The sequence below is a fragment of the Streptosporangium sp. NPDC049376 genome, from assembly GCF_044466505.1.
In the GTDB taxonomy this organism is placed as follows: Bacteria; Actinomycetota; Actinomycetes; order Streptosporangiales; family Streptosporangiaceae; genus Streptosporangium.
Window position 1 is genome coordinate 67,247 of record NZ_JBITMT010000017.1, and the last position, 23,950, is coordinate 91,196.

Annotated in this window: 28 protein-coding genes; 8 read left to right on the forward strand and 20 right to left on the reverse strand. The window is 72.0% G+C overall.

Features of this window, described 5'->3' with window-relative positions; genetic code table 11:
- Positions 1-8 precede the first annotated feature (8 nt).
- From ACIBVQ_RS31685 to ACIBVQ_RS31705, 5 genes are all read right to left on the reverse strand, one after another.
- Positions 9-1,772: an FtsX-like permease family protein gene (locus ACIBVQ_RS31685; RefSeq protein ID WP_399181953.1), complete on the reverse strand. Its 1,764-nt coding sequence runs from the start codon at positions 1,770-1,772 to the stop codon at positions 9-11.
- 26 nt (positions 1,773-1,798) lie between these two features.
- Positions 1,799-2,539: an ABC transporter ATP-binding protein gene (locus ACIBVQ_RS31690; RefSeq protein WP_399181955.1), complete on the reverse strand. Its 741-nt coding sequence runs from the start codon at positions 2,537-2,539 to the stop codon at positions 1,799-1,801.
- Positions 2,536-3,069: a PadR family transcriptional regulator gene (locus ACIBVQ_RS31695; RefSeq protein WP_399181957.1), complete on the reverse strand. Its 534-nt coding sequence runs from the start codon at positions 3,067-3,069 to the stop codon at positions 2,536-2,538. Before ACIBVQ_RS31695 ends, ACIBVQ_RS31690 begins: the two co-directional genes overlap by 4 nt.
- A 33-nt stretch (positions 3,070-3,102) precedes the next feature.
- Positions 3,103-3,477 (reverse strand): TetR family transcriptional regulator, encoded by a 375-nt coding sequence (locus ACIBVQ_RS31700; protein ID WP_399181959.1) that lies wholly within the window; start codon positions 3,475-3,477, stop codon positions 3,103-3,105.
- A gap of 162 nt (positions 3,478-3,639) precedes the next feature.
- Positions 3,640-4,623, reverse strand: a complete 984-nt coding sequence (locus ACIBVQ_RS31705) for an aldo/keto reductase family protein (protein ID WP_399181961.1) — start codon at positions 4,621-4,623, stop codon at positions 3,640-3,642.
- An 82-nt stretch (positions 4,624-4,705) separates the two neighbouring features.
- Between ACIBVQ_RS31705 and ACIBVQ_RS31710 the strand changes: the two genes are divergently transcribed.
- Both ACIBVQ_RS31710 and ACIBVQ_RS31715 read left to right on the forward strand, forming a co-directional pair.
- A complete protein-coding gene (locus ACIBVQ_RS31710; protein WP_399181963.1) occupies positions 4,706-5,302 on the forward strand; it encodes a DUF2087 domain-containing protein in 597 nt (198 codons plus the stop codon).
- Positions 5,299-6,531, forward strand: a complete 1,233-nt coding sequence (locus ACIBVQ_RS31715; RefSeq protein WP_399181965.1) for a hypothetical protein — start codon at positions 5,299-5,301, stop codon at positions 6,529-6,531. The genes ACIBVQ_RS31710 and ACIBVQ_RS31715 overlap by 4 nt, the downstream gene beginning before the upstream one ends.
- Here the strand turns inward: ACIBVQ_RS31715 and ACIBVQ_RS31720 are convergent.
- The 10 genes from ACIBVQ_RS31720 to ACIBVQ_RS31765 form a co-directional block, all read right to left on the reverse strand.
- The gene (locus tag ACIBVQ_RS31720; RefSeq protein WP_399181967.1) at positions 6,501-7,685 is read right to left on the reverse strand and encodes a hypothetical protein; all 1,185 of its coding nucleotides are present in this window, start codon (positions 7,683-7,685) and stop codon (positions 6,501-6,503) included. The two genes, ACIBVQ_RS31715 and ACIBVQ_RS31720, sit on opposite strands and share 31 nt — an antisense overlap.
- A complete protein-coding gene (locus ACIBVQ_RS31725) occupies positions 7,664-8,794 on the reverse strand; it encodes a hypothetical protein (protein ID WP_399181970.1) in 1,131 nt (376 codons plus the stop codon). The genes ACIBVQ_RS31720 and ACIBVQ_RS31725 overlap by 22 nt, the downstream gene beginning before the upstream one ends.
- Positions 8,791-10,011, reverse strand: a complete 1,221-nt coding sequence (locus tag ACIBVQ_RS31730; RefSeq protein ID WP_352013429.1) for an MFS transporter — start codon at positions 10,009-10,011, stop codon at positions 8,791-8,793. The genes ACIBVQ_RS31725 and ACIBVQ_RS31730 overlap by 4 nt, the downstream gene beginning before the upstream one ends.
- A gap of 11 nt (positions 10,012-10,022) precedes the next feature.
- Positions 10,023-10,763, reverse strand: coding sequence for a class I SAM-dependent methyltransferase (locus ACIBVQ_RS31735; RefSeq protein WP_399181972.1), 741 nt, complete (start codon positions 10,761-10,763; stop codon positions 10,023-10,025).
- A 3-nt stretch (positions 10,764-10,766) separates the two neighbouring features.
- A complete protein-coding gene (locus ACIBVQ_RS31740; protein ID WP_362778970.1) occupies positions 10,767-11,795 on the reverse strand; it encodes a hypothetical protein in 1,029 nt (342 codons plus the stop codon).
- Between the two features lie 5 nt (positions 11,796-11,800).
- Positions 11,801-12,784 (reverse strand): TylF/MycF/NovP-related O-methyltransferase, encoded by a 984-nt coding sequence (locus ACIBVQ_RS31745; protein ID WP_399181975.1) that lies wholly within the window; start codon positions 12,782-12,784, stop codon positions 11,801-11,803.
- Positions 12,781-14,037 (reverse strand): hypothetical protein, encoded by a 1,257-nt coding sequence (locus tag ACIBVQ_RS31750; protein WP_399181977.1) that lies wholly within the window; start codon positions 14,035-14,037, stop codon positions 12,781-12,783. The genes ACIBVQ_RS31745 and ACIBVQ_RS31750 overlap by 4 nt, the downstream gene beginning before the upstream one ends.
- A complete protein-coding gene (locus ACIBVQ_RS31755; protein ID WP_399181979.1) occupies positions 14,034-15,110 on the reverse strand; it encodes a hypothetical protein in 1,077 nt (358 codons plus the stop codon). The genes ACIBVQ_RS31750 and ACIBVQ_RS31755 overlap by 4 nt, the downstream gene beginning before the upstream one ends.
- A gap of 26 nt (positions 15,111-15,136) precedes the next feature.
- Positions 15,137-16,714, reverse strand: coding sequence for a YcaO-like family protein (locus tag ACIBVQ_RS31760; protein WP_399181981.1), 1,578 nt, complete (start codon positions 16,712-16,714; stop codon positions 15,137-15,139).
- Between the two features lie 320 nt (positions 16,715-17,034).
- Positions 17,035-17,157 carry a hypothetical protein gene (locus ACIBVQ_RS31765; protein WP_352013422.1) on the reverse strand — a complete coding sequence of 41 codons (123 nt, stop codon included), beginning with the start codon at positions 17,155-17,157 and terminating at the stop codon, positions 17,035-17,037.
- Between the two features lie 166 nt (positions 17,158-17,323).
- On the opposite strand from ACIBVQ_RS31765, the gene ACIBVQ_RS31770 reads away from it, so the two are divergent.
- A complete protein-coding gene (locus ACIBVQ_RS31770; protein ID WP_399181983.1) occupies positions 17,324-17,686 on the forward strand; it encodes a hypothetical protein in 363 nt (120 codons plus the stop codon).
- The gene (locus ACIBVQ_RS31775; RefSeq protein ID WP_399181985.1) at positions 17,686-18,429 is read left to right on the forward strand and encodes a hypothetical protein; all 744 of its coding nucleotides are present in this window, start codon (positions 17,686-17,688) and stop codon (positions 18,427-18,429) included. Before ACIBVQ_RS31770 ends, ACIBVQ_RS31775 begins: the two co-directional genes overlap by 1 nt.
- 73 nt (positions 18,430-18,502) lie before the next feature.
- Here ACIBVQ_RS31775 and ACIBVQ_RS31780 read toward each other — a convergent pair whose 3' ends face one another.
- The gene (locus ACIBVQ_RS31780; RefSeq protein ID WP_352013419.1) at positions 18,503-19,267 is read right to left on the reverse strand and encodes a methyltransferase domain-containing protein; all 765 of its coding nucleotides are present in this window, start codon (positions 19,265-19,267) and stop codon (positions 18,503-18,505) included.
- A 195-nt stretch (positions 19,268-19,462) separates the two neighbouring features.
- Here ACIBVQ_RS31780 and ACIBVQ_RS31785 point away from each other — a divergent pair, with 195 nt between their 5' ends.
- From ACIBVQ_RS31785 to ACIBVQ_RS31800, 4 genes are all read left to right on the forward strand, one after another.
- On the forward strand, positions 19,463-20,101 hold the full coding sequence (locus tag ACIBVQ_RS31785; RefSeq protein WP_399181987.1) for a TetR/AcrR family transcriptional regulator: 639 nt from the start codon (positions 19,463-19,465) through the stop codon (positions 20,099-20,101).
- A 13-nt stretch (positions 20,102-20,114) separates the two neighbouring features.
- Positions 20,115-20,936, forward strand: a complete 822-nt coding sequence (locus tag ACIBVQ_RS31790; protein WP_399181989.1) for an NAD(P)H-binding protein — start codon at positions 20,115-20,117, stop codon at positions 20,934-20,936.
- Between the two features lie 117 nt (positions 20,937-21,053).
- Entirely contained in the window at positions 21,054-21,491 is a 438-nt protein-coding gene (locus ACIBVQ_RS31795) for a hypothetical protein (protein ID WP_399181992.1), read from the forward strand.
- A 99-nt stretch (positions 21,492-21,590) separates the two neighbouring features.
- The gene (locus ACIBVQ_RS31800) at positions 21,591-22,022 is read left to right on the forward strand and encodes a hypothetical protein (protein ID WP_399181994.1); all 432 of its coding nucleotides are present in this window, start codon (positions 21,591-21,593) and stop codon (positions 22,020-22,022) included.
- 1 nt (position 22,023) lies between these two features.
- On the opposite strand, the gene ACIBVQ_RS31805 is transcribed toward ACIBVQ_RS31800, so the two are convergent.
- From ACIBVQ_RS31805 to ACIBVQ_RS31820, 4 genes are read right to left on the reverse strand one after another with little or no spacing between them, the layout of a single operon-like run.
- Positions 22,024-22,491, reverse strand: a complete 468-nt coding sequence (locus ACIBVQ_RS31805) for an SRPBCC domain-containing protein (RefSeq protein WP_362911952.1) — start codon at positions 22,489-22,491, stop codon at positions 22,024-22,026.
- Positions 22,488-22,823: a metalloregulator ArsR/SmtB family transcription factor gene (locus tag ACIBVQ_RS31810; protein ID WP_352013413.1), complete on the reverse strand. Its 336-nt coding sequence runs from the start codon at positions 22,821-22,823 to the stop codon at positions 22,488-22,490. The genes ACIBVQ_RS31805 and ACIBVQ_RS31810 overlap by 4 nt, the downstream gene beginning before the upstream one ends.
- Before the next feature lie 33 nt (positions 22,824-22,856).
- The gene (locus ACIBVQ_RS31815) at positions 22,857-22,994 is read right to left on the reverse strand and encodes a hypothetical protein (RefSeq protein ID WP_399181997.1); all 138 of its coding nucleotides are present in this window, start codon (positions 22,992-22,994) and stop codon (positions 22,857-22,859) included.
- 37 nt (positions 22,995-23,031) lie between these two features.
- The gene (locus tag ACIBVQ_RS31820) at positions 23,032-23,859 is read right to left on the reverse strand and encodes an SDR family NAD(P)-dependent oxidoreductase (protein WP_399181999.1); all 828 of its coding nucleotides are present in this window, start codon (positions 23,857-23,859) and stop codon (positions 23,032-23,034) included.
- Positions 23,860-23,950: the final 91 nt, after the last annotated feature.

Sequence of the window (23,950 nt, forward strand, 5' to 3'; positions counted from 1 at the left end):
GGGTCCGGTCACGCCGTCTCGGCGCTGAGGGTCGGCGCCACGGGCCTGCGGGCCGCCAGGCGCGCGGGCAGCGCGGTGAGCGCCGCCGTCGCCAGGAGGGTCGCGAGCGCGGCGCCCGCCATCCAGAGGAAGGGGGTCTCCACCGCGTTCCTGGCGGTGAAGAGGGAGAGCATGCCGATGCTAAGGGGAACGCCGACGACGGCACCGGGCAGGCCGGGCAGGAGCTGGGCGGCGGACAACCCCATGGAGATCTGCCCCGGGGTGGCGCCGAGTGTGCGTGCGACGGCCATGTTCGCCCGGGCCTCCAGGGCGGTGGTCCAGGTGAACGTGATGGTGTTCACGACGGCGAGGGTGATCAGCAGGGTGGTGACGAGGAGCATCAGCCCGCGGTCGTGCTCGCCCCGCAGGTTGGGCAGGACGGAGGAACCGTCCAGGCCGTAGCCCCTCTCCGGCTGGGCGTTGAGGGTCAGCACGGCGACGATCGCGATCACCGTGGTGGCGGTCGAGCACGCCTGCAGCACAGCACGGCCAGGCCTGCGGGCGGTCAGCCGTACCCCGAGCAGCAGCGGGGTGGGCAGCAGCGCCGACAACGCGGTGATCCAGGGGCGGCGGCGGGGCTGGTGCGCGGTGGCGGACAGCGCCGTGACCGTCGCCGTGCGCATGGCCCGCAGTGTGGGGCCCAGCGTGGACAGCACCGCCACCACCACGGCGAGGACCGTCGCCGTGGCGACGGTGCCGCCGGTCAGCCCGGCGGTGCCGATCCTGCTGGCGGTGGGACTGGCGACGGCGGGCACTGTCAGGCGGGCGATCGCCAGCCCCAGCGCGTCACCGGCCAGCGCCAGCACCAGATACTCGGTGAGCAGGACGGTCGCGATCAGTCCCGGGGTGGCGCCGACGGCCTTGAGCAGCCCCGCCCGGCGTGTCTGCTCGACGGCGCGTCCCGCGGCCAGCGCCGCCACCCCGGTGACGGCCAGGAAGCTGAGCAGCCAGCCGCCGAAAACCAGGATCGGCTGGCTGTTCCTGAGGATCACCGTGTCCTGTTCGGCTTTGAACTGCCAGGAATGGAAGGTGATCATGGCGCTGGAGGCGTGGGCGTCGCGGAAGGCCTCGGTCGCTGCGGGGTCGCGAAGCTTGAGGTCCAGGGCCAGGGTCACCGGGAGGTCGTGGGACGACGCCAGGGCCCGGGCGTCGGAGCGGGTCATCCAGGCCAGGCCGCTGTAGTCGCTGGGGCCGCCGTACGGGCCGATCTGCGCGGCCCAGGGGTAGATGGAGGTGGCCGAGGTCACGGCGATCCCGACGACGGGGTACGGCCGGCCCGCGATGGTGACGCGGTCGCCGACGCCGACGCCGAGCGCGGTGGCGAAGCCGCGTTCCAGGACCGTGCCGCCCGGGCGTACCCACCGCCCCGAGGTCACCAGCGGCCGGTCGAGTGCCCCGGGGGTCTCGGCGAAGCCGTGCACCACCACCGGGGACGACGTGGAGCCGCGCACGGTGAGGTCGGCGTAGACGATGCGGTAGGGGCCGTGGTGGGCGACGACTTCCAGAGCCTCCGCCAACGAGGTCAGGGCCGAGGTCACCTCGGGGCCCGTCTCACCGGAGAGCGCCACCACGTCCGGTCCCGCGCTGGCCTCCCGGGTCTGCTCGTACAGCGCGTCGCTCACCTCGCGCAGGGACAGGCCAAGCGCCATCGTGGCGGTGGCCACCGTGACCGCGAGCAGGAGCATCGCGGCCTGAACCCTGTGCCTGCGCAGGTCGGCCAACACCAGACGCACGACGAGTACGGCGGAGCCCACGACGTTCAGTCCCCCAGTCCGATCAGCCCGCCGAGTCCGCGCGGGTGGGAGGCGGCCAGCCGGGTGTCGTCGACGAACATCCCGTCGCGCATCGAGACCAGCCGGTCCGCCATGGCCGCGACCCGTTCGTCATGGGTGACGATCACGAGGGTCTGTCCCGCGGAACGCAGCTCCTCGAAGATTCTCAGCACGTCGAGGGTCGCCGCGGTGTCGAGGTTGCCGGTCGGCTCGTCGGCCAGGACGACCAACGGCTCGTTGGCCAGCGCGCGGGCGATGGCGACCCGCTGACGCTGCCCGCCCGACAGCTGGGACGGCAGGTGCCGGGCGCGGTCGGCGAGCCCGACCCGTTCCAGCAGCAGGTTCGCGCACCGCCTGGCCTGGCGGCGTGAGCGTCCGGCCAATAGCGCGGGCAGTTCCACGTTCTCGGCCGCGGACAACTCCTCCACCAGGTGGAAGGCCTGGAAGACGAACCCCACAGAACGGCGCCGCATGCGTGCCAGCGCTCGCTCGCTCAGCGTGTCGACGCGTCGCCCGGCCACCCACACCTCCCCGCCGGTGGGCCGTTCCAGGCCTCCCAGCAGGTGCAGAAGAGTGGACTTGCCACAGCCGCTTGGCCCCATCACCGTGAGCGTCTGCCCCTGGGGCACCTCCAGGTCGACCTCGTCCACCGCGCGGACCCGGCTCTGCCCCTGACCGTGGGTCTTCACCAGGCCACGGGCCCGGACCACGACGTCTGACACGTTCATCCACCCTCGACTTCGTCACCGGCCCCGGACCAGGCCCGTTCGCAGGCGTCCAGCCAGCGCAGGTCGGCCCGCAACCGCAGCACGACCCCCTCCAGCAGCAGGCCGGCACCCGATCCCGCCGGTTCGGCCAGCGCCGCCTGTTGCACCTCACGCAGACGGCGCAGCAACTCGCGGCGCTGCGCCGCCACCAGCTCGACCGGGTCGGCCAGCCGGGCCGCCGCGGCGGCGGCGAGCTTGAGGTGGAACTCCGCCAGGTCGGGTTTCGGCCAGCCCACCTCGGTCAGCCAGGCGGCCACCCGCCGCTGCCCGGCCGGTGTCAGCGCGTAGACCTTGCGCTCGGGCCGTTCGGGAAGCCCAGCCGCCCGCTCGCAGACGACGAGTCCCGCCTTCTCCAGCCTGGTCAGGGTCACGTAGATCTGACCGGAGTTCATCGACTCGCCCAGCGGGCCGAGACACTGCCGCAGCCGGGCACGCAGGTGGTACCCGTGTGATGGTTCCTTGGCGAGCATCGCCAGCACCGCGTCCTGCACTCCACCCCCTGACGGTTGGCAAATAGATAGCGGTTACCTATAGAAGATGTCAAAAGCCCCTGCACGGGCGGGGTGTGCGGGCACCGTCAGGGGTTCGCGTAGCGGGCGGCCATGGTGTGGAACGGCGAGTTCGGCGGCGAGTGAGAGCCGTTCCGGCGTGCCGCCGGTGACGCGCACGACGGTGCGGCGCAGCTCGTCGGTGACGACCCGGGCGAGGTCGTCGTCGAGTGCGCGCAGGACCAGGGACTCCTTGGTCGGGAAGTAGTCGAACAGCGTCGCCTTGACGACCCCGGCCGCCTCGGCGGCCTCGTTGACGGTTACCTCGTCGAACCCCCGCTCGGCGAACAGCCGCATCGCCGCGTCCGCGATGTGGGCCCTGCGCCGGGCTCGTTTCTCCTCTGCGATCACAGCGGACAGGGCACATGGACCGCGTCCATAGATGAACCCGATCCAAAACTATCCGTCGAGCGAGGACTCGGCCCCGTGGGCCTGCCCGCGCTGGGCGCGGATCTCCGCGGCCCCGGAACCACGACCAACCGTCTGGCGGCCTCTTACCGGATCCCCGTGTCCTCAGGGGCGACGGTCGAGGTGGACGGTGGCGACCGGGGCGAGCACGGCGTCCATCCGGGCGACGAGGCCGGAGTCCAGGGTGACGCCGGACGCCGCCGCGTTCTCGATGAGCTGGTCGGGACGGGATGCGCCGACGATCGCGGCGGCGACGTCGCGGTTGCGCAGCACCCACGCCACCGCCAGCTGCGCCATGGTGAGCCCGGCCTCGCGCGCGAGCGGGCGAAGCAACCGCACCCGCTCCAGGACGTCGTCGCGCAGGTAGCCCTGGATGTTCAGGGCGCCGCCACCGGTGTGGTCGGACGCCCGGCTTCCGTGGGGAGCCACGCCACCGGGTGCGTACTTGCCGGTCAGCACGCCCTGGGCGATCGGCGACCAGACCACCTGCCCCATACCGAGCTCGCGGCAGACCGGCAGGACCTCGGCCTCGACGACCCGCCACAGCGCCGAGTACTCGGGCTGGTTGGCCACCAGCGGCACACCGAGTTCGCGGGCGTGGACATGCGCGGCCCGGATCTGATCGGCCGTCCATTCGGATACGCCTATATATAGTGCTTTGCCGGACCGAACCACATCGGCGAACGCCTTCATGGTCTCCCGCAATGGAGTGTGGTGGTCGAAACGGTGCGCCTGGTAGAGGTCGATGTGATCCGTTCGCAGACGGCGCAGCGACCGTTCGACCGACGTGATGATGTGTTTACGGCTCAGGCCTCTGTCGTTGGCGCCGCGCCCGGTCGGGAAGTAGACCTTGGTGAATATTTCGAGTCCTTCACGACGTTCACCGGCCAAGGCCCGTCCCAGCACCGTTTCCGCACGTCCGCCGGCATACGCGTCGGCGGTGTCGAAGGTGGTGACGCCGACGTCCAGCGCGGCGCGCACGCAGGCGATCGCCGTTTCCTCATCGACCTGTGAGCCATGGGTGAGGAAGTTGCCGTAGGCGATTTCACTGACCACGAGGCCGCTGCGCCCAAGCCGCCGGAATTTCACGCCGACGACCGCCCGCTGAGGTTAACCATTTATGAATCATCTTTCGTTGAAAGATATTCGGCAACTGGTAAACTGTCGACCCATGTCTGCCGCAGCGAAATCGGGGTCCCGCGCCACTTCCGCCATCCTCAGTGACGCCTCTGAAATTCTGCTGGCGTTGTCCAACGACCGGCGGTTGGCCATCGTCAACACGGTCGTGACGATGAACAAGGAGTCCGGTGCGGTGCGGCTGGCGGAGCTGGCCCGCGCTCTGGAGCTGGACGTCAGGAGCCTGTCCCGCGACGTGATGCGGCTGGTCGAGGCCGGCGTGCTGCGTCGCGAGGGTGACGCGCTGATCGCCGACATCGCCTCGCTGGGGCGGGTCGGCGACTCGGTGGTGGAGATGACCGCGCTGTGCCAGGCGATCCCACCGGAGTCGCCGCTGCGCCGCTACCTCGCCCACGGCCGCATCGTCGACCTGCCGAAGCGCTCCGAAGACCTCGATGTGATCGCCAGGGTCCTCGCCGGCCTCCTGCCCGAGGACCAGACCCTGACCGAGGGCGAGGTCAACGCGATCCTCTCCCACGCGGGCGACGACGTCGCACGGCTGCGGCGGCTGCTGGCGGATCTCGGCCTCGTCGAGCGGTCCGGATCGGCGGAGTACCGGCGCCCCACCGCGGCGCCGGCCAGGGCGTTGTGACCGGGCGCACCGCCTCCGTCCCGGTCTTCGACTTCGATCGGCTACCACCGGGCTGGGGGCACGACCCGTGCGTCCTGCGTGGCCTCGACGGCATCGACGCGGTCGACACCTACGGCATCCTGCGCGGCATCGGCACCGCCGTGCGCGCCGGGACCCACCGCCGGCCCGACGACGTCAAGGTCTTCACCGTGCCGCGGGTGGCGGCGGAGCTCGGCGACTGCCTCCCCGGTCCCGGCGAGTCCGAGTTCGGCCCCTACGCGCGACGGGTGTCACAGTCGTTGAACGTCGGCTGGAGCGTGGTGGCCAACTCGGCACAGTCGCACTCCGCCGGCCTGTACCGGTTCGCTCGTGACGTGTTCGTCCGGCTGCGCGGCACCGAGCGCGGACTTCCCGCGGGCGTCTCGGACTGTTTCATCGTCGCCGGCTCGTACGCGTCGGGGCCGACCCGCATCCACAAGGACACCGCCGACGTCTTCCTGTACGTGGCCGAAGGCGTCAAGACGATGTTGCTGTGGCCGTTCGAGACGCTCGTCGGCCACGCGCCGGACGGTTGCGACCCGGAGCACGAGTACGTCGCGCTCGGCATCGGGCCCGAAGCCGTCGGCACGCCGCCGCTGCGGCTGACCGGCGTACCGGGCGACGTGCTCTACTGGCCGGCGTCCTACTGGCACTGCGGCGAGTCCGACGGACGGCCGTCGCTGAGCCTGCATCTCGCGACGCACAACTTCCGCGACATGGGGCCGGTGTGGGCCGGCGCCTTCGCCCGCGCCGGGCTCGGCGCGCCGACACCGCGATGGAGCACCGCGGAACACGAACTGGCCGCGGAAGCACTGACGTTCGGGCACACCGCCGCCGCGGCCGCCACCTCCGCCGTGCACCAGTGGGGCCTGACGCGGCACAGCACGGCCAACTTCGAGATCCTCCCCGAACTCCCTCAGCGCACACCGCCCGACTGGCGGCGCGCGACGGGCGTGCGCGCGGCGCAGCGTACACCCGTCTCCTGGGCGACCGACGCCGCGGACCAGAGAACGGTGATCGTGGCGGTCAACGGCCGCTCGTTCCGCATCCCGCCGCGACAGCCGTTGGTTTCCCTGCTCACCGCGCTGGGCGACCTGGCTGTGGGCGCGGTCCTGAGCCTCGACGCGTGGCGGGGGAAGGACGGGCTGCCGGCCGACGTGGTCGCGGTGCTCGACGTCGCCTACGCCGCCGGGGCGGTGGACGCCTGCTGAACGTCCGGCCGCACCGGCACGACCAGGGTGGTGGCGAGCGGCTCGGCGTACACGCCGGGCACCGCCGCGTCCACCTCGGTGAAGGTCACATCCCGCAGCGCCGCCGACAGGGCCGTCCACAGATCCACCGGCAGGCCGGAACGTTGCGCCTCTCCGTGCGCGAGCAGCAGGGAGTTCGTCGACGCGAGACGGCGCAGCACCTGGGTCCGTACGATGCGCCTGGCGTCCTCGACCGGGCGTGCCGAGGGACGCGCCGCGTCCGCGTGCGCCGCGTGAATCAGTGACACCACGCGGTCGGCCGTCGCCGCGTCCGGTGCGGCGAGCATGACGAACTCGCCGCGGGCGAGGTCCGTCACGCAGTCCCACAGGTAGCTCACCGCTGCACGGGACCGTATGACGTCGTCGAGCTCCGAGCGGTACGGCCCGAACGCCGCCTGGTTGGCGATGAGGGTCGCGGCGAGCTCCCGTACCGTGCGGACCGGCGGAATCGCACGCCGGACCTGCAGATAGGCCAGATCCGCGCGTGGTGAACCGATCTCAAGCCACGCCGGTGGCCTGCGGGGCCGGTGCAGGCCTAGCGCCGGGTCCTCGCCCGACGCCAGGGTGCCCGGCCCGAGCGCCGCGGTGACGGCCACGCCGACCGGCACAGCCTCCGCGGGCTCCTCAAGCAGCCGCCGGGCGGCGCGCACGACGTCGGCGACGAGCCGCCCGGCGTGGATCCGGTCGGGGTTTCCCGGCCGGGCGAAGAGCGTGGCCAGGGTGGCGAGGCGGTGCGACGTTTCGACGGACGCTGCGGCGGCCCTCTCCAGCGCACGCCCTGCCCGCTCGTCGAACACCGGGGCCGCCCGCACGACGTCGTGCAGGCGCGCCGCCTGTTCCCAAACACATGCCGGGTCGAGCTCCGGCATCGTCACGTCCACGCCGATGACACGGCCGTGGTCGACGAGCGGGGCGGCCTCACCGAGGCGGGCGCCGAAGGCCCAGACCCGTGGGAGGGTCAGCGCGTCGTGGACGAGCTGGACCACGGGCTCGTCCGGTGGGGGGCCGTCTGCGCGCAGGTGCAGGCGTGGCTGCGGGTCGCCGGTGTGCACGTACCGCACGCTGCGGTCGCCGTCGCGGCGCTCCCAGGCCGTCACCGCCGCGACCCGGCGCACGCGCGGAAGTCCGCGTGCGGGCTTTCGGCGAGCAACTCGGCGAAGTCCCGCATCGTGTCCGTGGACGCCTCGCGGACCGCGTGCCGTACCGCGTCGTGACCGGTCGCCGGGCCGATCAGGTCGATCGCGTCGATGGCGGCCTGGTCGGCGGCCTCGATCCGGATCGCGTCGGTGGTGGCGCGCACCGCGTCGAACTGTGCCAGGTCGCCGCGCAGCAACGGGAGCAGGTGATCGTGGACGAGATCCGGAGCGGGTCCGTCCGCCAGACCGGCGGCGACCGCGAACAGGTGGCCGCCGCGCACCGCCGCCGCGCCGAACGGGGAGACGACCCGTCCCGACACCCACCGCAGCCCGGCCGGTGGCGGGCATCGCTCGATCAGGCCGATGGCGAGCCAGGCCGCCGCCGCGACGTCCACGGTGGGCGGAAGAAGCCAGGCGGTGGCGCTCGCCTCGACGTCGTCGGTGGCGACGGTCCAGCCGCCGGCCAGTGCCGGCGCCGGCGCCGGCGCCGTTCCGTCCTGGTCAGGCGGTACGGCGAAGGCGGCCAGCAGGTCCTCGGGCGACGGCAGGGGCGACGCCTGCGGTCCCGCGACGCACACGGCGAGGCGGCGCCCGGTCAGGAAGGAGGTGATGTCGTCGAACCGCAGGCCGTCGGTGTCGACGGCGACAGGATCGAAGCCGGGGTCGCCGCGCAAGGCCCGGGCGATGTCGCGGCGCGGAAACCCGAAGACCCGCCGTTCCCGTCCGGTGCGCCGCTCCAGCGCGATGAGCCTCAGCGAGGCCGCGACGCGCGGCGCCATCGCGTCGGGCAGGGCGGCGCGGCAGCGCAACAGCCGTTGCGCCAGGGCGGAGACGACCGCCGGAACCTCCTCCGGCGGGCACACGTGGTGCAGCACGACGGCGTGCTCGCGGGTCTCCCCCCACTCGACGGTCGGCGCGTCGAGCTCGTGCGCGAACCACACGTGTTCGAAGAGGTGGGCGAGGCCCGCGCCGGACACCGGGTCGTCGAGGTAACCGCGGGCCACCACCACGCAGATCGCGCTGTACGGGCTGTCGGGGACCACGCGCACCGCGGCGCCGACGTCGCCGCGGCGCGAGGAGGAGATCAATTGAGATCTCCCGGGAGCGCGGCGGCGCCGTCCTGCGGCACGGTCGCGCGCCGGGCGGCCATGAGCACAAGGCCGACGGCGGCCGCCGCGACCGTGACCGCGCCGGAGACGATGAACGTAGCGCGAGGGTTGCCCGCGGCGAAGACGCCGCCGAGCACGAAACCGACCAGGAAGAACGAGTTGACGATCGAACCCGCTGCGGCGTGCGCGCGGCCCAGCAGCTCGTTCGGGGTGCGGATCTGCACCGCCGTACGCATGCCCATGTTCTGGTAGGCGTTGGCCGCGCCCGCCGCGAGCGCCGCGACGACCGCGAGCACGACGGCGTTGACGAGTCCGTACGCGAGGATCGCCACGCCCATGGCGGCGGCGCCGACCAGCACGACACGTTCGGGAGTCCGGAACTCGCGACGGGACCCGAGGGCCGCGCCGACCAGGGCGCCGACGCCCCACGCCGCGGTCAGCACACCCAGGGCCGTGGCGCCCGAGTGCAGGGGGCCCTTGACGAGGAACACCAGCGCCACGTTGACCATCGAGCTGGCCGAAACGGTGATGACCACGATGGGCAGGATGGTGCGCAGGTCGCTCTGGCGGGCCAGGAACCTGATGCCGTCGGTCGCGCCCGTCCACCACACCCGGCCGTCGTCGTCGACCGGGCGGCGCACCTTGATGAGCACGATCGCGGCCGCGGCGAGGGCGAAGGACACGGCGTCGACCAGCAGCGCCGGACGGAGTCCGATGCTCGCCACCAGCACACCACCGACGACCGGACCGGCGAGCGTGGACGCCGAGCGGCTGACCTCCAGCAGCCCGTTCGCCCGGGTCGGGAAGGCCTCGCCGGCCAGCAGCGGGATCAGCACGATCGCCGCCGGGGTGGAAACGGCCGCGCACAGGCCGACCAGCGTCGAGCCGCCGAGCAGGACGGCCGTGTTCGGCCAGGCGCTCATGGCCAGCACGACGACGGCCTGAATCCCGGACACCAGGGCGAGCATCCGCCCGGCGTCACGCCGGTCGAGCAGCTGGCCGGCCAGCGGCGCGAGCAGTACGGCGGGCACCAGTTGCAGCACCAGCAGCGCGGCGACGAGGAAGGACCGCCCGGTCTCGGCGAGGTGGAACATGACCGCGATGGCGGCGATCTCGTCGCCGACGGCCGAGACGAACACCGCGACGAGGAAGACAGCGGCGGCCCCTCGGCGGACCTGAGTGACATCGGTGGACATGGTGGTGTGGTTCATCCCTTGCGGCCGGTGAGAATGTAGTCGGCGTCGGTGCCGTGGGCGTGCAGCGTGTCGAGCCCCGCGTCCGCGAACATCTCGGCGAGCGCGGCGATCGGGCGCAACCGCCGCAGCTGTGTCCCGTGTTGTGTCCGCCGTACGGTTCCGTCGGGGCCGACGATCCGGATGACCCGTTCGATCCGCAGGCACCGGCCGTCGGCGTCGGGCGTCCGTCGCTCCTCGACCTGCGCGAGTGCGGCCTCGGCGACCGGCACGTCGGGGCGCCGGATCCAGCCGGTGCCGTCGCGCAGCGCGTCCTCACCGGCCGAACCGGCGAGCGCGAGGACGCCGCCGGGCTTGAGCGCGGCGGCGTAGCTGCGCACCGCGGTCATGGCGAGGGCGTCGTCCACGATGAAGCTGAACGCGTTGAGCGGGCAGAAGATCACCGCGTACCCGCGCAGCGACGCGTCGAGCGGCGCGAAGCTGCCGCGATGCACCACCGGACGCAGCCCGAGGCGGCCCGCCTCGGTGACGCACACGTCGGTCATCTCGTCGGAGATCTCCAGCCCCTCGACGTCGTGCCCGGCGGCGAGCAGGCGCAGCATCAGGCGTCCGGTGCCGCTGCCCAGCTCCAGGGCCGGGCCGTCGGCGCCGGCGACCAGTTGGGTGAACACGTCGTCCTCGACAAAGCGTTGGTCGGCGATGGCGTTGGCGTACACGGTCCCGAGGAGGCCATCGTAGAAGCTCGTCGTCGTCATGGCTCAGATCCGGAACGCGTTGTCGGGCAGCCGTGCCGCCGCCGCGTCGGGTGTCCACCGCGCGTACCGCCGGTGCACCGCGTCGAGATGCCCCCGGTACAGGTCGATCATCTGCCGCAGGATGACGAACAGATGCTCAACGACGGCCGGTGTGAGGTGACGCTCCTCCGACAGCAGCAACGCGGGCAGCCCGGCGTGGTCGCCCTCGACGTCGTCGTCCTCGTGCGCGCGGAACACCTTGATCAGGCGGTCCGGCACGCCGTGGTCACGGGCGAGCAGGTCCAGCACGTCGTCGCCCGACCGCGTCCCGCCGGACCGCGGCGCCGGAACCTCGGGCAGGACGAGCGCGGCCGCGAACTGCGCCACGCCCTGCCAGGCGAAGGCGCCGTAGGCGTGGCTGTAGGCCATCGTCTCGACGGCCTCCGGAGCCCGGCGCAGGACGTCGACGTCGAGACCGGCGAAGGCGAAGCCGCTCAGCAGCAGCTCGCCGTGGCCGGACTCCGAGTCGCGGAAATCCTCCAGCGCCGCGCGCTGGGCGCCGGTCATGTCGTGCCGGAACACCGGCTCGCTGGACCAGCGGGCGCTCCGCACGACGAAGTAGGTCTCCACGAGGAATCCGAGCGCGAGCCCCGGGTTCGGGCCCTCGGCCAGGGCGCGCAGCAGGGGCGCGTCGCGGACCGCGGCCGGGAACCGGCGGCGGAACACGTCGAGCAGCCTGCACGCCACGTACGTCCCGGGCACGTGCTCCTGCCGGGCGGCGTCGGGGTCGACCAGCAGGCCGGTGCTGAACAGCCGCTGAACGGCCGCGCGCGCCTCACGTTCGCCGCATCCGAGCCAGCCGCCCACCTCGGACAGCAGCTGCTGCGGCGGCACGCCGTGCGCCAGCCGCGTGAGGTCCGGGGTTTCGGCGGTGCGCGCCGGGAACTCGGCGCGGTACGTGCCGTCCTCGATGCGCACCACGCCGTCGTCGACGGTCAGGGACGCGCGGTCGCTGAACCGCGGGCGTACCGCGAAATCAATGACGTCTGGCATCGTTCCTACCTTTCAGCGGGTTTCACGAAGACACGGCCCTGGGTGTCGATGCGGTGCAGCAGCACCCGATGGTCCAGCCCGGCGAGGTACTCATCGGTGGCTCGCGTGGCGCCGCTCAACTTGCCGTAGTCGTCGACGATGACCACCCCGTGGGGTACCACTCTCGGGTACAGCTCACGCAGCTCGTGCAGGGTCGACTCGTACTGGTCCGTGTCCAGGCGCAGCAGCGCGATGCGGTCCGGCGCGTGCCCGGGGACGGTGTCCTGGACGAACCCGGTCACACAGTGCACACGCTCGCCCGGGTACCCCGCCGTGGTGATCCGTTTGTGGATCTCGGCGGCGGAGGTGCCAGATGACATGTGCTCCGGCGTCGCGGCCTCGGCGCCGGTCGTCTGATCCCCCGCCCCGACCATGCCGTCGTGCCCACCGGCCGGTTCCCAGGCCCAGTCGAAGGTGTCGAACAGGTACAGGTCGCGGTCCTCGACGTGGTGGTTGAGCAGGGCCAGCGCGGCCAGCAGCATGCTGCCGCCCCGCCAGACGCCGCACTCCACCACGGCGCCCGGGATGGCGTTGCCGGCGATGTGTCCCACCGCCGACCACAGGGCGTACTGCGCGGCGGCCGAGGTGAGGGTGAGGTCCTCACACTGCCGGGCGGCCTGGAGGAAGTCGTGGTCGTGGTCGAGGTCGGGAGCGGCGGACACGACCTTCGCGATTTCGGCGTGTACGTCACGCAGGGCGACGCCCGGTTCGTCGGCCACGACACGGGCCCCGCGCAGATGCCCGAGCAGGGCGGCGGCCGAGTGCCGGTCGAGCCCGGTCAGAGGGGCGAGCGCCTCGGGCAGGTCCTGCGCCGCCGTGCCGCGCGCGATCTCCGCCAGCACGACGAGGACACCCGGATCGACCTGCCAGAGGGTGAACGGCCGGTCGACGTGGCCGAGGACGAGCCGGCCGTCCTTGACGGCCACGAACGCCCCGTCTGTCAGCTTCATGACGTCGTCCTTTCCTGGTCCAGTGCGCCGCGCCGGACCAGTTCCCGCATGAGCGTCGCGGCTTCGGCGAGGCCCGGCGGGCCACCGGAGGCGCGCATCGTCTCGCTCCATCCGGCGAGGGTCCGCGTCGTACCCGGCTCCAGCGTGGCCAGGAATCCGTCGAGCCATCCGCCGCCGCGCACACGCATGACGTGCCCGTTGGCCGCCAGATAGGTCGTGTCGTCGACGACCAGTGTCGCCACGGCCGACACGTCCGGGACCGTGAGCAGGTCGGTGGCCGCGAGGCCGGGGCACGGCCGCGGCGGCGGCACCACCTCGAAGTTCGACGCGGTCCTGCGCCGCAACCGGCTGAGGCGCGTCTGCAGGTCCAGGCCGGTGCCTTCGAGGACGCGGGTCAGGGCCTTGCGCACGGCCGCCTCGACGGCGTCGGCCCGGTCGGTGCCCTCCTCCCCCGGTGTGCCGCCCAGGAACCGGGCGACGCCCAGGTCGGCCTCGGCCTGCTTGCGCAGCCGCCGCAGCACCGTGGCGAGCCGGTCGTCCCACTGGTAGTACGCCATGTGCAGGGACACCGTCGCCTCCCCGTCGGAGGTCGCGCAGTGCCAGCGGTCCGACGGCCAGTACATGACGGTGCCCGCGCCGCCCTCGACCACGGTGGCCGTGTCGCGATGGTCCTCGACGCGCACCGACGCGGGCAGGTTCACCTGACGCTGGGTCGCCTCGGCACCCGCGACGTGGCCGAACACCTCGAAGGGCCATGTGTAGTAGCGCTTGGTGCCGCTGATGACGTGGGTGAAGACGCCTGCGGTGTCCTTGTGGATCAGTGTCGGCGCGGTGCCGTACGCGGAGGCGATGAGGTGGCAGTCGACCCCACCGGCCGCCTCCGAACCGGTCGCGGCGATGACGGCGTCGGCCTGGCGGCGCAGGACGCGCCAGAAGTCCCAGTCGAACTGCTGGAGCGAGTTGACGGTCAACGCGAAGGACCGCACCTGACCGCGGAGACGGTCGGCGTATCCGGCGAAGCCGCTGTCCAGCCCGCGGCCGGGCAGGTACGGGTCGAGCTGGGTGGGGTTGACGATGTTGTCGTCGGTGAAGAGCCGTACGTCCTGCGGGTCGGGCAGCGTCGTACGGGTGGCGGCGGCGGTGCACGCGAGCGTGAACAGCCGCTCCTCGGTGAAGGCGCCGGTGTCCCAGGGCGGGTCGATCACGCCGGGCCCGCTCTCCCACAACGTGGTGATGTCCGGTCGCCCGCTCATCGCAGCGACCGCCGGGCGTGCTCGACGTAGGGGGCGACGCGGGGGTCCCGGGCGCTGAGCGACTCGCCGTGGTCGCGGACGAACCGGTCGGGATCGGTGACGCCCTCGTCCTTGAGGAAGGCGGCCAGTTCTCCGCCCTCTGCGCCCGCCCACAGCAGGCCGGCCAGCAGCTGCGCGTCGACACCGGGGGCGAACAAACGGGAGAAGATCTTCCGGCGGCGGAACTCGGGCACCGTCGGGGCGAGCCTGGCGAGGTCGTCGTCGGCGCGGGCCGCGGCGGCCCGTTCCAGCAACGCCGACACCTCGTCGGGCGGGTTGTCGCTCAGCTCGTCGAGCACGTGGATGAGATGGATCGGGTCCACCACGGTCATCGCCTGTTCCAGCGTTCGCAGGTACAGCCGCCGGTTCGCGCGGCGCAGCATGCCGAGCCCGTCGATCCATCGCTGGACGTTGGACGTGCGGTGGAAGGCGGCGGGCAGGTATCCGATGCCGGGACCGACGAACTCGTGCGGCCGATGCGCGGGACCGCCCGCCTCGGGTTGGGCGGGCGCGCGTCGCACCGCCACCGTCACCGACGGCTTCTCGATCCAGTAGAGCTCGTGGACGAGGGTCGGCAGGATCGGCGAGACCGACGCGGCGCGCATCATGGTGCGGCTGGTCGCCGACAGTGTCGCGGACGTGACACCGTCACCGAGCGCGTCGAGTGCGGAGAAGTCGTACTCAAGGTGGACACGGCGGCCGCTGAGCGCCAGGAACGCGCCGGACGACACGTGCTTGTGCAGGGTGGAGGAGTTCTGCAGCCAGTACAGGACGTCGACCCGGATCGTCTCGGTCCTGACCACGGTGATGCAGGCGTTGCCGAAGTAGTTCTCCCATGACTGGTCCGGCCAGCCTCGCGGGTCCGCCAGCAGTTCCGCGAGGAGCAGGCCCGGGTCCACCCGGGCGAGTGCCGTCGAGCCCGCGAGGGCGGCGGCCAGCGCGTGCGCAGAACGGTCGTCGTCGGCCGTTTCCGTCTGTTCCTCGACGGCGGTCAGAGCGTCCTGAAGTTCACGGAACGCGTCGATGGTGCTCACTTCGGCTCCTTGTCGTCGTCGGCCGGTCAGGTCGGTATGCCGTGCCGCCACGGCGCGTCGGTGGGTAACCGGGCCCCGCCGCGGCTGGCCGAGGCGTACGGCACGGTCGCCGCCCCCGGTACCAGCACCCGCACCACGGTCCAGTCGGGGCCGCGCAGCGGCAGCCGGACGACGATCGGTCCGCGGTCCGCGGCGGCGAGCCCACGCACCAGGTGCTCCAGCTGTCCGGGCGCGTCGTGGTACGGCATCTCGGGTACGGCGTGCGGGCGCTGGGAGTCCAGGTACCGGCGGCACTCGTCGATGACGGACGGCCGCCGCCACCGCGCGTGCACGGTGCTCGTCGCGGCGCCCGCGCGATGCGCGCGCACGCCCTCGTGGTACACCTGGCAGAGCTCCAGCATCGCCGAGTCGACGGCCTCGTCGAACGTCAGGCCGGATCCGCTGGAGCGCACGAGCAGCCCGGCGTGCGGATCGTGGTGGAAGGCGTGCACGTCGGGCATGAGGTATTCCCGGTTCGGCCAGTGCAGGACCCAGAGGTCGCCGCGGAAGGCGCCGGTCAGGCGGAGGCGGCGCAGGGAGGCCGCGGTGTCCAGCCGGTACGCGGGCCGCAGCCCGGTGAAGTGGTGGTAGAGGCTGTCGCGCTCAAGCACCTCGCGCAGACCGCGCAGGGTCGCGTCCGCGACGTCCGGTGCCGCCGCGAGACCGGTCGTGCCGCCGTAGGTGGGCCGGTCGGCACCGACGTAGGGGAACGTGACCAGGGCCTTGGGCACCGCGACGGTGGTGTGGTCGGTCAGATCCGTGCCGTCGACGTAGTCGGCCGTGGGCGCCGGGCCGCGGTCCCAGACGTCGCCGTACGGATGGAACTGCGCCAGGTCGACCCTGCGTGACGTCTTGGCCGCCGGTGGCAGGCTCCAGTTGGCCTCGTAGGCCGTGTAGCGTTCGACGGCCTCCCCTACCGCGCCGGTCACCGCGGCCTGTGGATCGGTTCCCTTGCCGCTGTTTCCCTCCAGGTGGTCCTGACCGGAGGCGGGGGTCCGGCAGGTGGCGATGCGGCTGCCCGCGACCGCTCCTGGCCCGGTCTTCAGCCCGCGCACCATCCCGAACGTCCACGCCTGTGTGTCCGGCACGTCGCGGAACGCGGTACGGCGCAGGGCGGCGGGGGTGGCGAAGGAGACCCGCCTCCCGGAGTCGGCGAGGACGGCGTCGTCCGCGGTGTGGCGGGTCGCGGCCAGCACGGCGCGGACCAGGCCGTCCGGGTCGGCGCGCAACCGCCACAGCGTCGTGGAGGGCCGGTCGTGCAGGCCGAGTTCGGCGAGCCGGTGCTCGAAGGCCCAGCGCCGGTCCGGCCCCGGCCCGGACAGCGGCCCGGACAGCGGCTCGGGGCCGGTCACGTACAGGCCCTCGAAGGACTCGCCCACGCGCAGGAGCCGGCCCGCGCGCAGCGTGCGGGCCAGTGCGTCGTGGTCGGCCTGGCGATGCGTGACGATCAGGACGAGCGTCTCGGGGAGCGACGGACGCCCGACCACCCACCGGGCCTGACCGGCGGCGGTCAGACGGCGGGCCAGCGCGGCGCACGCGCGGGCCGGCACGCCGGCGCCGCGCACGAGCACTCCCGTCACCGGTGCGCCGGGCCCGGAAACGTCCGGGCCGAAATCTCCCGTTTCCAAATCGCCGGAAAGCGCGAGAGGTTCGATGAAACCCGCTTCCACCGCATTGTCCGCACCCATGGACTGCGCAATTGTGGACGCGTCGATCATATCGGTCGCAAGGCGGACCAATGAAAGCTTCGGCCCCAGGAGGAATGCACTCGCCCCCTGGGCGGCGGTGACCACCCAGGGGGCGAGACCATAGGCGAAATCGCTGCTTTCGGACGCCACAGAATGTGATCCAGAGGCAGCCGGATACGAATTCGCCATGCGCGACGTCAGTAGGACTTCGGCTGCAGAATGATCGGGTTGCTGTCGAGTTCCATCATTTCGACAGTGAACTGGACATGCTCCTCGCCTGCGGCGGGGAGCTCAGACTCGGAAGCCAGGTTCTCAGCCATGCGTACCTCTTTCGAGGGTCGACGACGATTCTGACAAAAATTAACAGGCGCAGACAACATAATCAATGGTGCGGGTGGCGGGAATGGACGGCCGCTGTTATGGTCGGATTTCGGCGGCGGCAAATCAAGCGCCCGGACGTTGACATGTCTCCTGAGGGGTCGTTGCATGGTCACTCACGCCGGCGTGCCGGATCTCTGGGCATTGGACCGGATCGAAGAGGTCGCGTCGCCCTATCACGACTGGGTGCCGCAGGATGAGCCGGTCCTGTCCGAGAACGTCGTGCTGAGGGCCGAAACCGACGGCGTCGAGATCGTCCGCGCCGGGGCCGTCGCCGGCCGGATCCGGGGCGTGTCGTGGTCGGCCGCGTTCGCCGAGCACCTCGCCGCGCGGCCGCCGCTCACCGCGGGCGACCTGGCACGGAGACTGTCCATCCCCTTCCCCCAGTTGGCCGACGCGCTCATGACACTGGAACGGTTCGGCGTCGTACGCACCGCGCTGGCCGAACGCTGCTCCCGGGGAGGTGCCTGATGGATGTCGATCCGTTCGCGCCGCGGGTCTTCGACGACGTGCTGCCCCCGGCACTGCTCGAAGCGCTCAGCACCGCGGCCGCCGCGTTGCCCAACCGCACGCTGTCCTTCTGGACCGGCCTCGACGCGCCCGGGCCGCCGCTCATCGCGGCCGTCCTGCGCCACCTGAAGGCACTGGTCGGGCTCCCGCAGCTCGACCGGCCCGGCGCCGGGGTCGAGTGGTGGGTCCGCCGAGCCCCCGCCTACCACTTCCAGCCCTGGCACGTGGACAAGGACGAGGCGCTGTTCATGCGCGACGGCGTCGTCCGGCCGCCGACGGCAGCCAGCGTCTTCTACCTCGGCGACGCGGGCGGTGCGACCATCTTCTCCTCCCAGGTCTGCGACCAGGAGGGCACGGCCCTCGTCCCGCGCCGCCTCGAACGCGCGTGGACCATCGCGCCACGCCGCAACCGGTTCGTGGTCGCCCGGGGCGACGCCGTCCACGCGGTGCTGCCCAGCCGCGACCACGCGCAGCGGGTCCGCACCAGCGTGCCGATCAACTGGTGGTCAGCTCCGATGGTCGGCAACGAGCGGCTGGCGACCGAGGCCTCCGACCACGAGGCCCTGGCACGGCTGACCGACGCGCCGGTGCCGGCTGAGCCGTCGAAACCGGTGCGGGTGCCGCTGCGCACGTGGTACGCCGCGGATCTTCCCCGCCCGGTCGAGCAGCGCTGGCCCGCGTGGAAGGCCGAGTCCCAGGCCTGAACGGCCCGCCGTCGCTCAGAGGCCGTCGCCGGCGAAGGCGGAGGTTCCGTGGAACGAATCCCGTTCCACGAGGTCATGGACGCCCGACGACGAGCTTGAGGGAGCCGAGGAACTCGGGCTGCTCACGCAGGTGGCCGAAGCGCTCGTCCCAGGCGCCGCTTTCGAGGTCGCGCCGCAGCCGATCGACGGTACGGGCCTGAACGGCGTCGTCGACGAAGCCCCACGCCGACTGCGAAGCCCGGACCTCGGCGTCGAGGAAGCGTTCGGGGCGGGCGTAGTAGGCCTCGGCGAAACCGTCGACGCAGTCGAACGGGATCGCGACCGGCAGCACCTCGGCACGGCTCCCGATGTGGGAGGCGATCAGGTCGATCGGCGGGTAACGCCGGTGCTCCACGGCGATGATCTCGGGGGCGTACTCGGCGAGCCAGTACAGGCCGAGAAGGTCGCGGTCGAAGGTCAGGACGACGACCGGGCCCCGGCTGACCCGGCGCAGCTCGCGCAGGCCCTGCCCGAGGTCGCTCCACTGGTGGACGGTGACGGTGGCCATGGCCGCGTCGAAGGCGCCGTCGTCGAAGGGCAGCCGCTCGGCCGCGGCGTTCACCGCGGGGGCCAGGTGGCGGGGCCGCTGGGCGCGCATCATGGCCGACGGCTCGACCGCCACGACGTGCCGGTCCGGCGGCTCGTAGGAGCCGGCGCCCGCGCCGACGTTGACGACGGTCCTGGCCTGCCCGAGCGCGGCGTGGACGTGGGCGGCGATACGGGGGTCAGTACGGCGCTGCCCGGCGTAGCCGTGGCCGTGACGCTCGTAGTCGAAGTCCCCGGCGGGAATGGTGGTCAAGAGACCTCCTGTGAGGAGCGGGTGACGACGGCCCGGACGGAGCACGGCCCCTGACACGCCCCGGGGGGTGGTTTCGCCACGTGAGGACCGGCGCCGGGCACCCTCTTCGAGGAGCATCGCATCCGCCGCCCCGCCGCCGCACGGCGGCCCCGGAGAAGTCCTCGTTCAATCAAATGGTTGACTATCGTGATCCACATGGCCTCGTCGAGGAAGCCCTCTCCGGACGGGCGCGCGCGGACGGCGGAGGAGACACGAGAACGCCTCCTCGCCGCGGCCGTCGCCGAGTTCGGCGCCAAGGGCTACGCCGGAGCCCGTACGGCGTGCATCGCCGCGCGGGCCGGGGTCAACCAGCAACTCATCTCCTACCACTTCGGCGGCAAGCAGGGGCTGCTCGACGAGCTCCGGTGCCGGAGGGAGGAGATCCAGGCGACGATCGTCCCGCCGGGGGCCTCGTTCGCCGGACGGATCCGCGCCTACCTCGACGCGACGTTCGACCGGCCCGACTGGGCCAGGTTCGTGGCCTGGCAGGCGCTGGGCGACTGCCCGTTCGCCGACGCCGAGGAGGAACGGCTGCGGGCGGAACAGCAGCGGGAGAAGACGGTCGCGACGGTGGCCGAGGCCAGAAGACGGCAGGAGAACGGTGAGGTCCGCACCGGGATCGACCCGGCGTTCGCGCTCCTGGCCGCCTACGCGATCACGCTCGCGCCCGTCACGATGCCGCAGCTCGTCGAGGACGTCCTCGGTGGCGACCCGCTGTCACCGCAGACCCGGCGGATCCTTCGCACCCAGCTCGTCAGTCTGCTCACCGATGAGCAGACCGAGGAAGACGAATAGGAGAACCCACACGATGGTCACCGTTGTCTTCGGCGCCAGGGGAAGTGTCGGCCGCCACGTCGCCGCGGGTCTGGCCGCGTTGGACGTGCCGGTCCGGCTGACGAGCAGAACCCCGGACGGCTCCCACGTGGCGGCGGATCTGGACGCGCCGCACACCCTGCCCGCCGCGCTGGAGGGCGCCTCGCAGGTCTTCCTCTACGCCAGGTCAGAGGGCGTCGACGGGTTCGTGACGGCCGCGCGTTCGGCCGGGGTGCGGCACGTGGTGCTGCTCTCCTCCGCCGCGGTCGTGCAACCCGGTTCCGCCCACAACCCGATAGCGCGCGAGCACCGGGCCGTGGAGTCGGCCCTTGAGGAGTCCGGGATCTCGTGGACCTTCGTCCGCCCGGGGATGTTCGCGACCAACACCCGCTGGTGGTGGACGGAGCCGATCAAGAAGGGCGAGGCCGTGCGGCTGCCGTACCCGGACTCGATGATCGCCCCGGTCGGTGAACGGGACATGGCGGCGGTCGCGGTACGGGCGCTGACCGAGCAGGGGCACGGGCGGCAGGCCTACACGCTGTACGGCCCGCAGGCGCTCACCCTGCGCGAACAGGTCGGGCACATCGGCGCGGCCATCGGCAGGGAGATCCCGGTCGAGGTGGTGACGCCCGAGGAGGCGCGGGCCGATCTGAGCGAGAAGATCCCCCGGATGGGGGTCGAGGCGATCATGCGTGCCTGGGAGGCGGGCACCAGGGCCGTCCCGGAGACCTCGATCATCGTCGAGAGACTCACCGGGAGGCCCGCCCAGACGTTCGCCGAGTGGGCCCGGGAGCACGCCGACGACTTCCGTCCTTGACGGGGCCGACGGGGCGGGGCGTCGGTCGCGGTGTGAACGTCCTCGGCGCCGACGGTCATGGACCGGTTCTGTGAGCCGTTGTTCACTGAGCGCACCGGCCTCACGAGAGGAACAACGATGCACTGGACGCGAATGGCGGCGATCGCCGCGTTGAGCGTGGCGGCAGCGATTCCGGCGACACCGGCGGGAGCCGTCATCGGCCCGCCCCCGGCCGGGGCCTCCGGCGCCCTGGCCTACCCCACCGCCAACGTGTGGGTCAGCCCCACAAGCTGGAGCGGTGACTGCTCACGCGGGCACACCTTCACCTTCACCGGCCAGATCTCGGTGCTGCTCACCCCGGAAACGGTCCGTTACCGCTGGATCCGCAGCGACAACGCCTCCGCTCCGATACAGGAGGTGTACTTCGGCCTCGGCCAGACGACCAGGTCGGTCAGCACGACCTGGCTGATCGGCGCGCCGGGGACCCACTCGGAGGCGATCGAGATCCTCTCCCCCACCCACTCCTATTCCAACTGGGCGTCCTTCAACCTGCGGTGCACGAACACGCCCGGGTGACACCCCGCTGAGAGAACGTCCCGGCTGGGATCGGCGGACTGCGGCCACTACGGTCGGAGCGCGAGGCCCCCGTACGTCCGATCCCGCCGGAGGTCGCCCATGGCTCGCACCGGACAGCAACGGCTGGCGCGGCGCCTGGGACCGGCCGACGCGGTGGTCGTCGGCCTGGGGTCAATGATCGGCGCCGGTGTCTTCGCCGCCTCGCCCCGGCGGCGCGGGCGGCCGGAGCAGGCGCACGCGGTGGCGGTCGCGGCCGTGGTGGTCCTGGCCGGTACGGCGGACCTGCGCGGCGCGATCGGCTTCTCCTCCTTCGGAGTGCCGGTCTACTACGCCATCGCCAACGTCAGCGCCTGGACCCTCGGCCCGGCACAGGGACGTCCGCCACGGCCGATTCCTCTTGTCGGCCTGGCCGGATGCCTCGTCCTCGCCTTCTCCCTGCCGCTCTCCTCGGTCGTCGCCGGTTGCGCGGTGCTGGCCGCGGGGGCCGTCGTGTACGGCCTGCGCAGAACGCTCGCTCCTCGTTCCCCGTGACTCACCGGGCGTCCTGGGGCGCGCGCCGCAGGAACGTCTCGATCCGGTCGAGCGCGCCCGCCCACGCCTCCCTGGCGAAGAAGTCACGGGTCTCCTCGGTCGGGAAGCCGGACTGGACGACGGTCATCAAGGTCTGGCCGTCCGCCTGCTCGGCGAAGGTGACCTCGACGTGCGTCGTCAGGGTCGCGCCGTCGGGCGAGCTGCCGGTCACCTCCGACACCAGCCGGTTCGGACGCTCGACCACCAGGAAGGTCTGCCGTTCGCGGAACAGGTTGTCCTCATCCGGCCCCCACGCGGCGGTCTGCACGCCGCCGACGCGCAGGTCCACCTCGATCTCGACGACGCCGGGGCGCTCGTCGAGGATGGAGAACCAGATCTTCTGCTTGTCCGCGTCGGTGTAGGCGTCGAAGACCTCCTCGGGGGTGGCGGGGAGCACCCGGGTGATCCGGAGCTGGGAGGCGTCGTTCATCGCTCGGTGCCTTTCCTCAGGGTGAAATAGATGTCCAGGCCGTCCATGCGGCGTTCCCAGAGCCGCTGGTAGCGGCCGATCCAGGCCGTCACGTCGGTGAGGCGCTCCGGCCCGAGGCGGCACTGCCGTACTCTGCCGACCTTCTCGGTGGCGACCAGGCCCGCCTCTTCGAGGACCTTGACGTGTTTGGCCAGCCCGGTGACCGTGATCCCCGCGCGTTCGGCCAGTTCGGAGACCGTGGCGGGTCCCTCGCCGAGCCGGACGAGGATGTCGCGGCGCGTCCCGTCGGAGAGCGCCGCGAACACCTGGTCGAGAACCTCTCGCTGAACCATGTGGTTCACCATACCATCAGTGAACCATATGGTTCAACGTCTGGCGCGGAACCACGCCTTGTACATCCGGGCCAGCGGTTCATCAGCCGCCGCCCCTCCGGGCACCGGCCCGTCCCGACGGTGCCGCGACCGCTTCAGCAGGCAGGTCGCCACGGCGTCGCCGCCGGTCATGAGGCCGCTCCTGTTTCCCGGTGCTCTGGCCGTACGGCTAGAGGTTCAGCAGGTGAGCGGTCAGGTCGTACAGGCGGCGGGCGGCGTCCGGGTCGAGGGAGGACAGCGCGGGATCGAGCGGGCGGCGGCGGTCGTAGGCCAGCAGCCCACCTCCGCCCGGCGGGTCGTCCATCAGCTCGATGATCGGCGCGATGGCCTTCTCGACCGGCTGGGCGGCGATCCTGGCCAGCAGTTTGACGGCCGCCTTGGCCGGCTGCCCGAGGCTGTCGGTGCCGCTGTCGGTGAAGCCCGGATGGTGCAGCAGATAGCGGACACGGCCGTCCGGGTGGTTGGCGGCGTAGGCGGCACCCAGGAGGTCCGTGGCCCGCCCGCCCTGCAGCAGGGCCCTGATTCCGCCGTAGCCACGCCGGAGCGACAGGTCGTCCCAGTGGACCCGTCCCTTGGTGATACCGACCCCGCAGACGTTCACGATCATCGGGTTCTCGCCGCGTTCGAGCAGGCCGGTCAGGCCGTAGGCGAGCAGGAAGCGGCTGACGTAGTAGAGGGCGAAGGTGGACTCGTAGCCGTCGGCGGTCTCGGTCCTCCGGGGGAAGTGACGGATCGCGGTGGACACCAGACCGTCCAGTGCGTCGTACCGCTCCCCGACCTCCTTGATCACCCGGGCGTTCTCCGCGACCGAGGTCAGGTCGGCCCGCAGGAAGGTCGCCCGTTCTCCCGCGCCCAGCCCGGCGGCCTCTTCGAGGAAACGCCGCCCCCTGGCCGGATCGCTGCCCACGGCCGTCACCCGGTCGCCCCGGCGCAGGAAGTGTAAGGCCAGTCCTCTCCCCATCCCGCTCGTTCCCCCCGCAACCACATATGTCCGCATATTTCCCCCTTTAAGTCATCGAACGCTGACTTGAGGGAACGTAGCACGGGCCCCACGTAGAATGTCAACGGTCGATGACACAGGGAGGGGC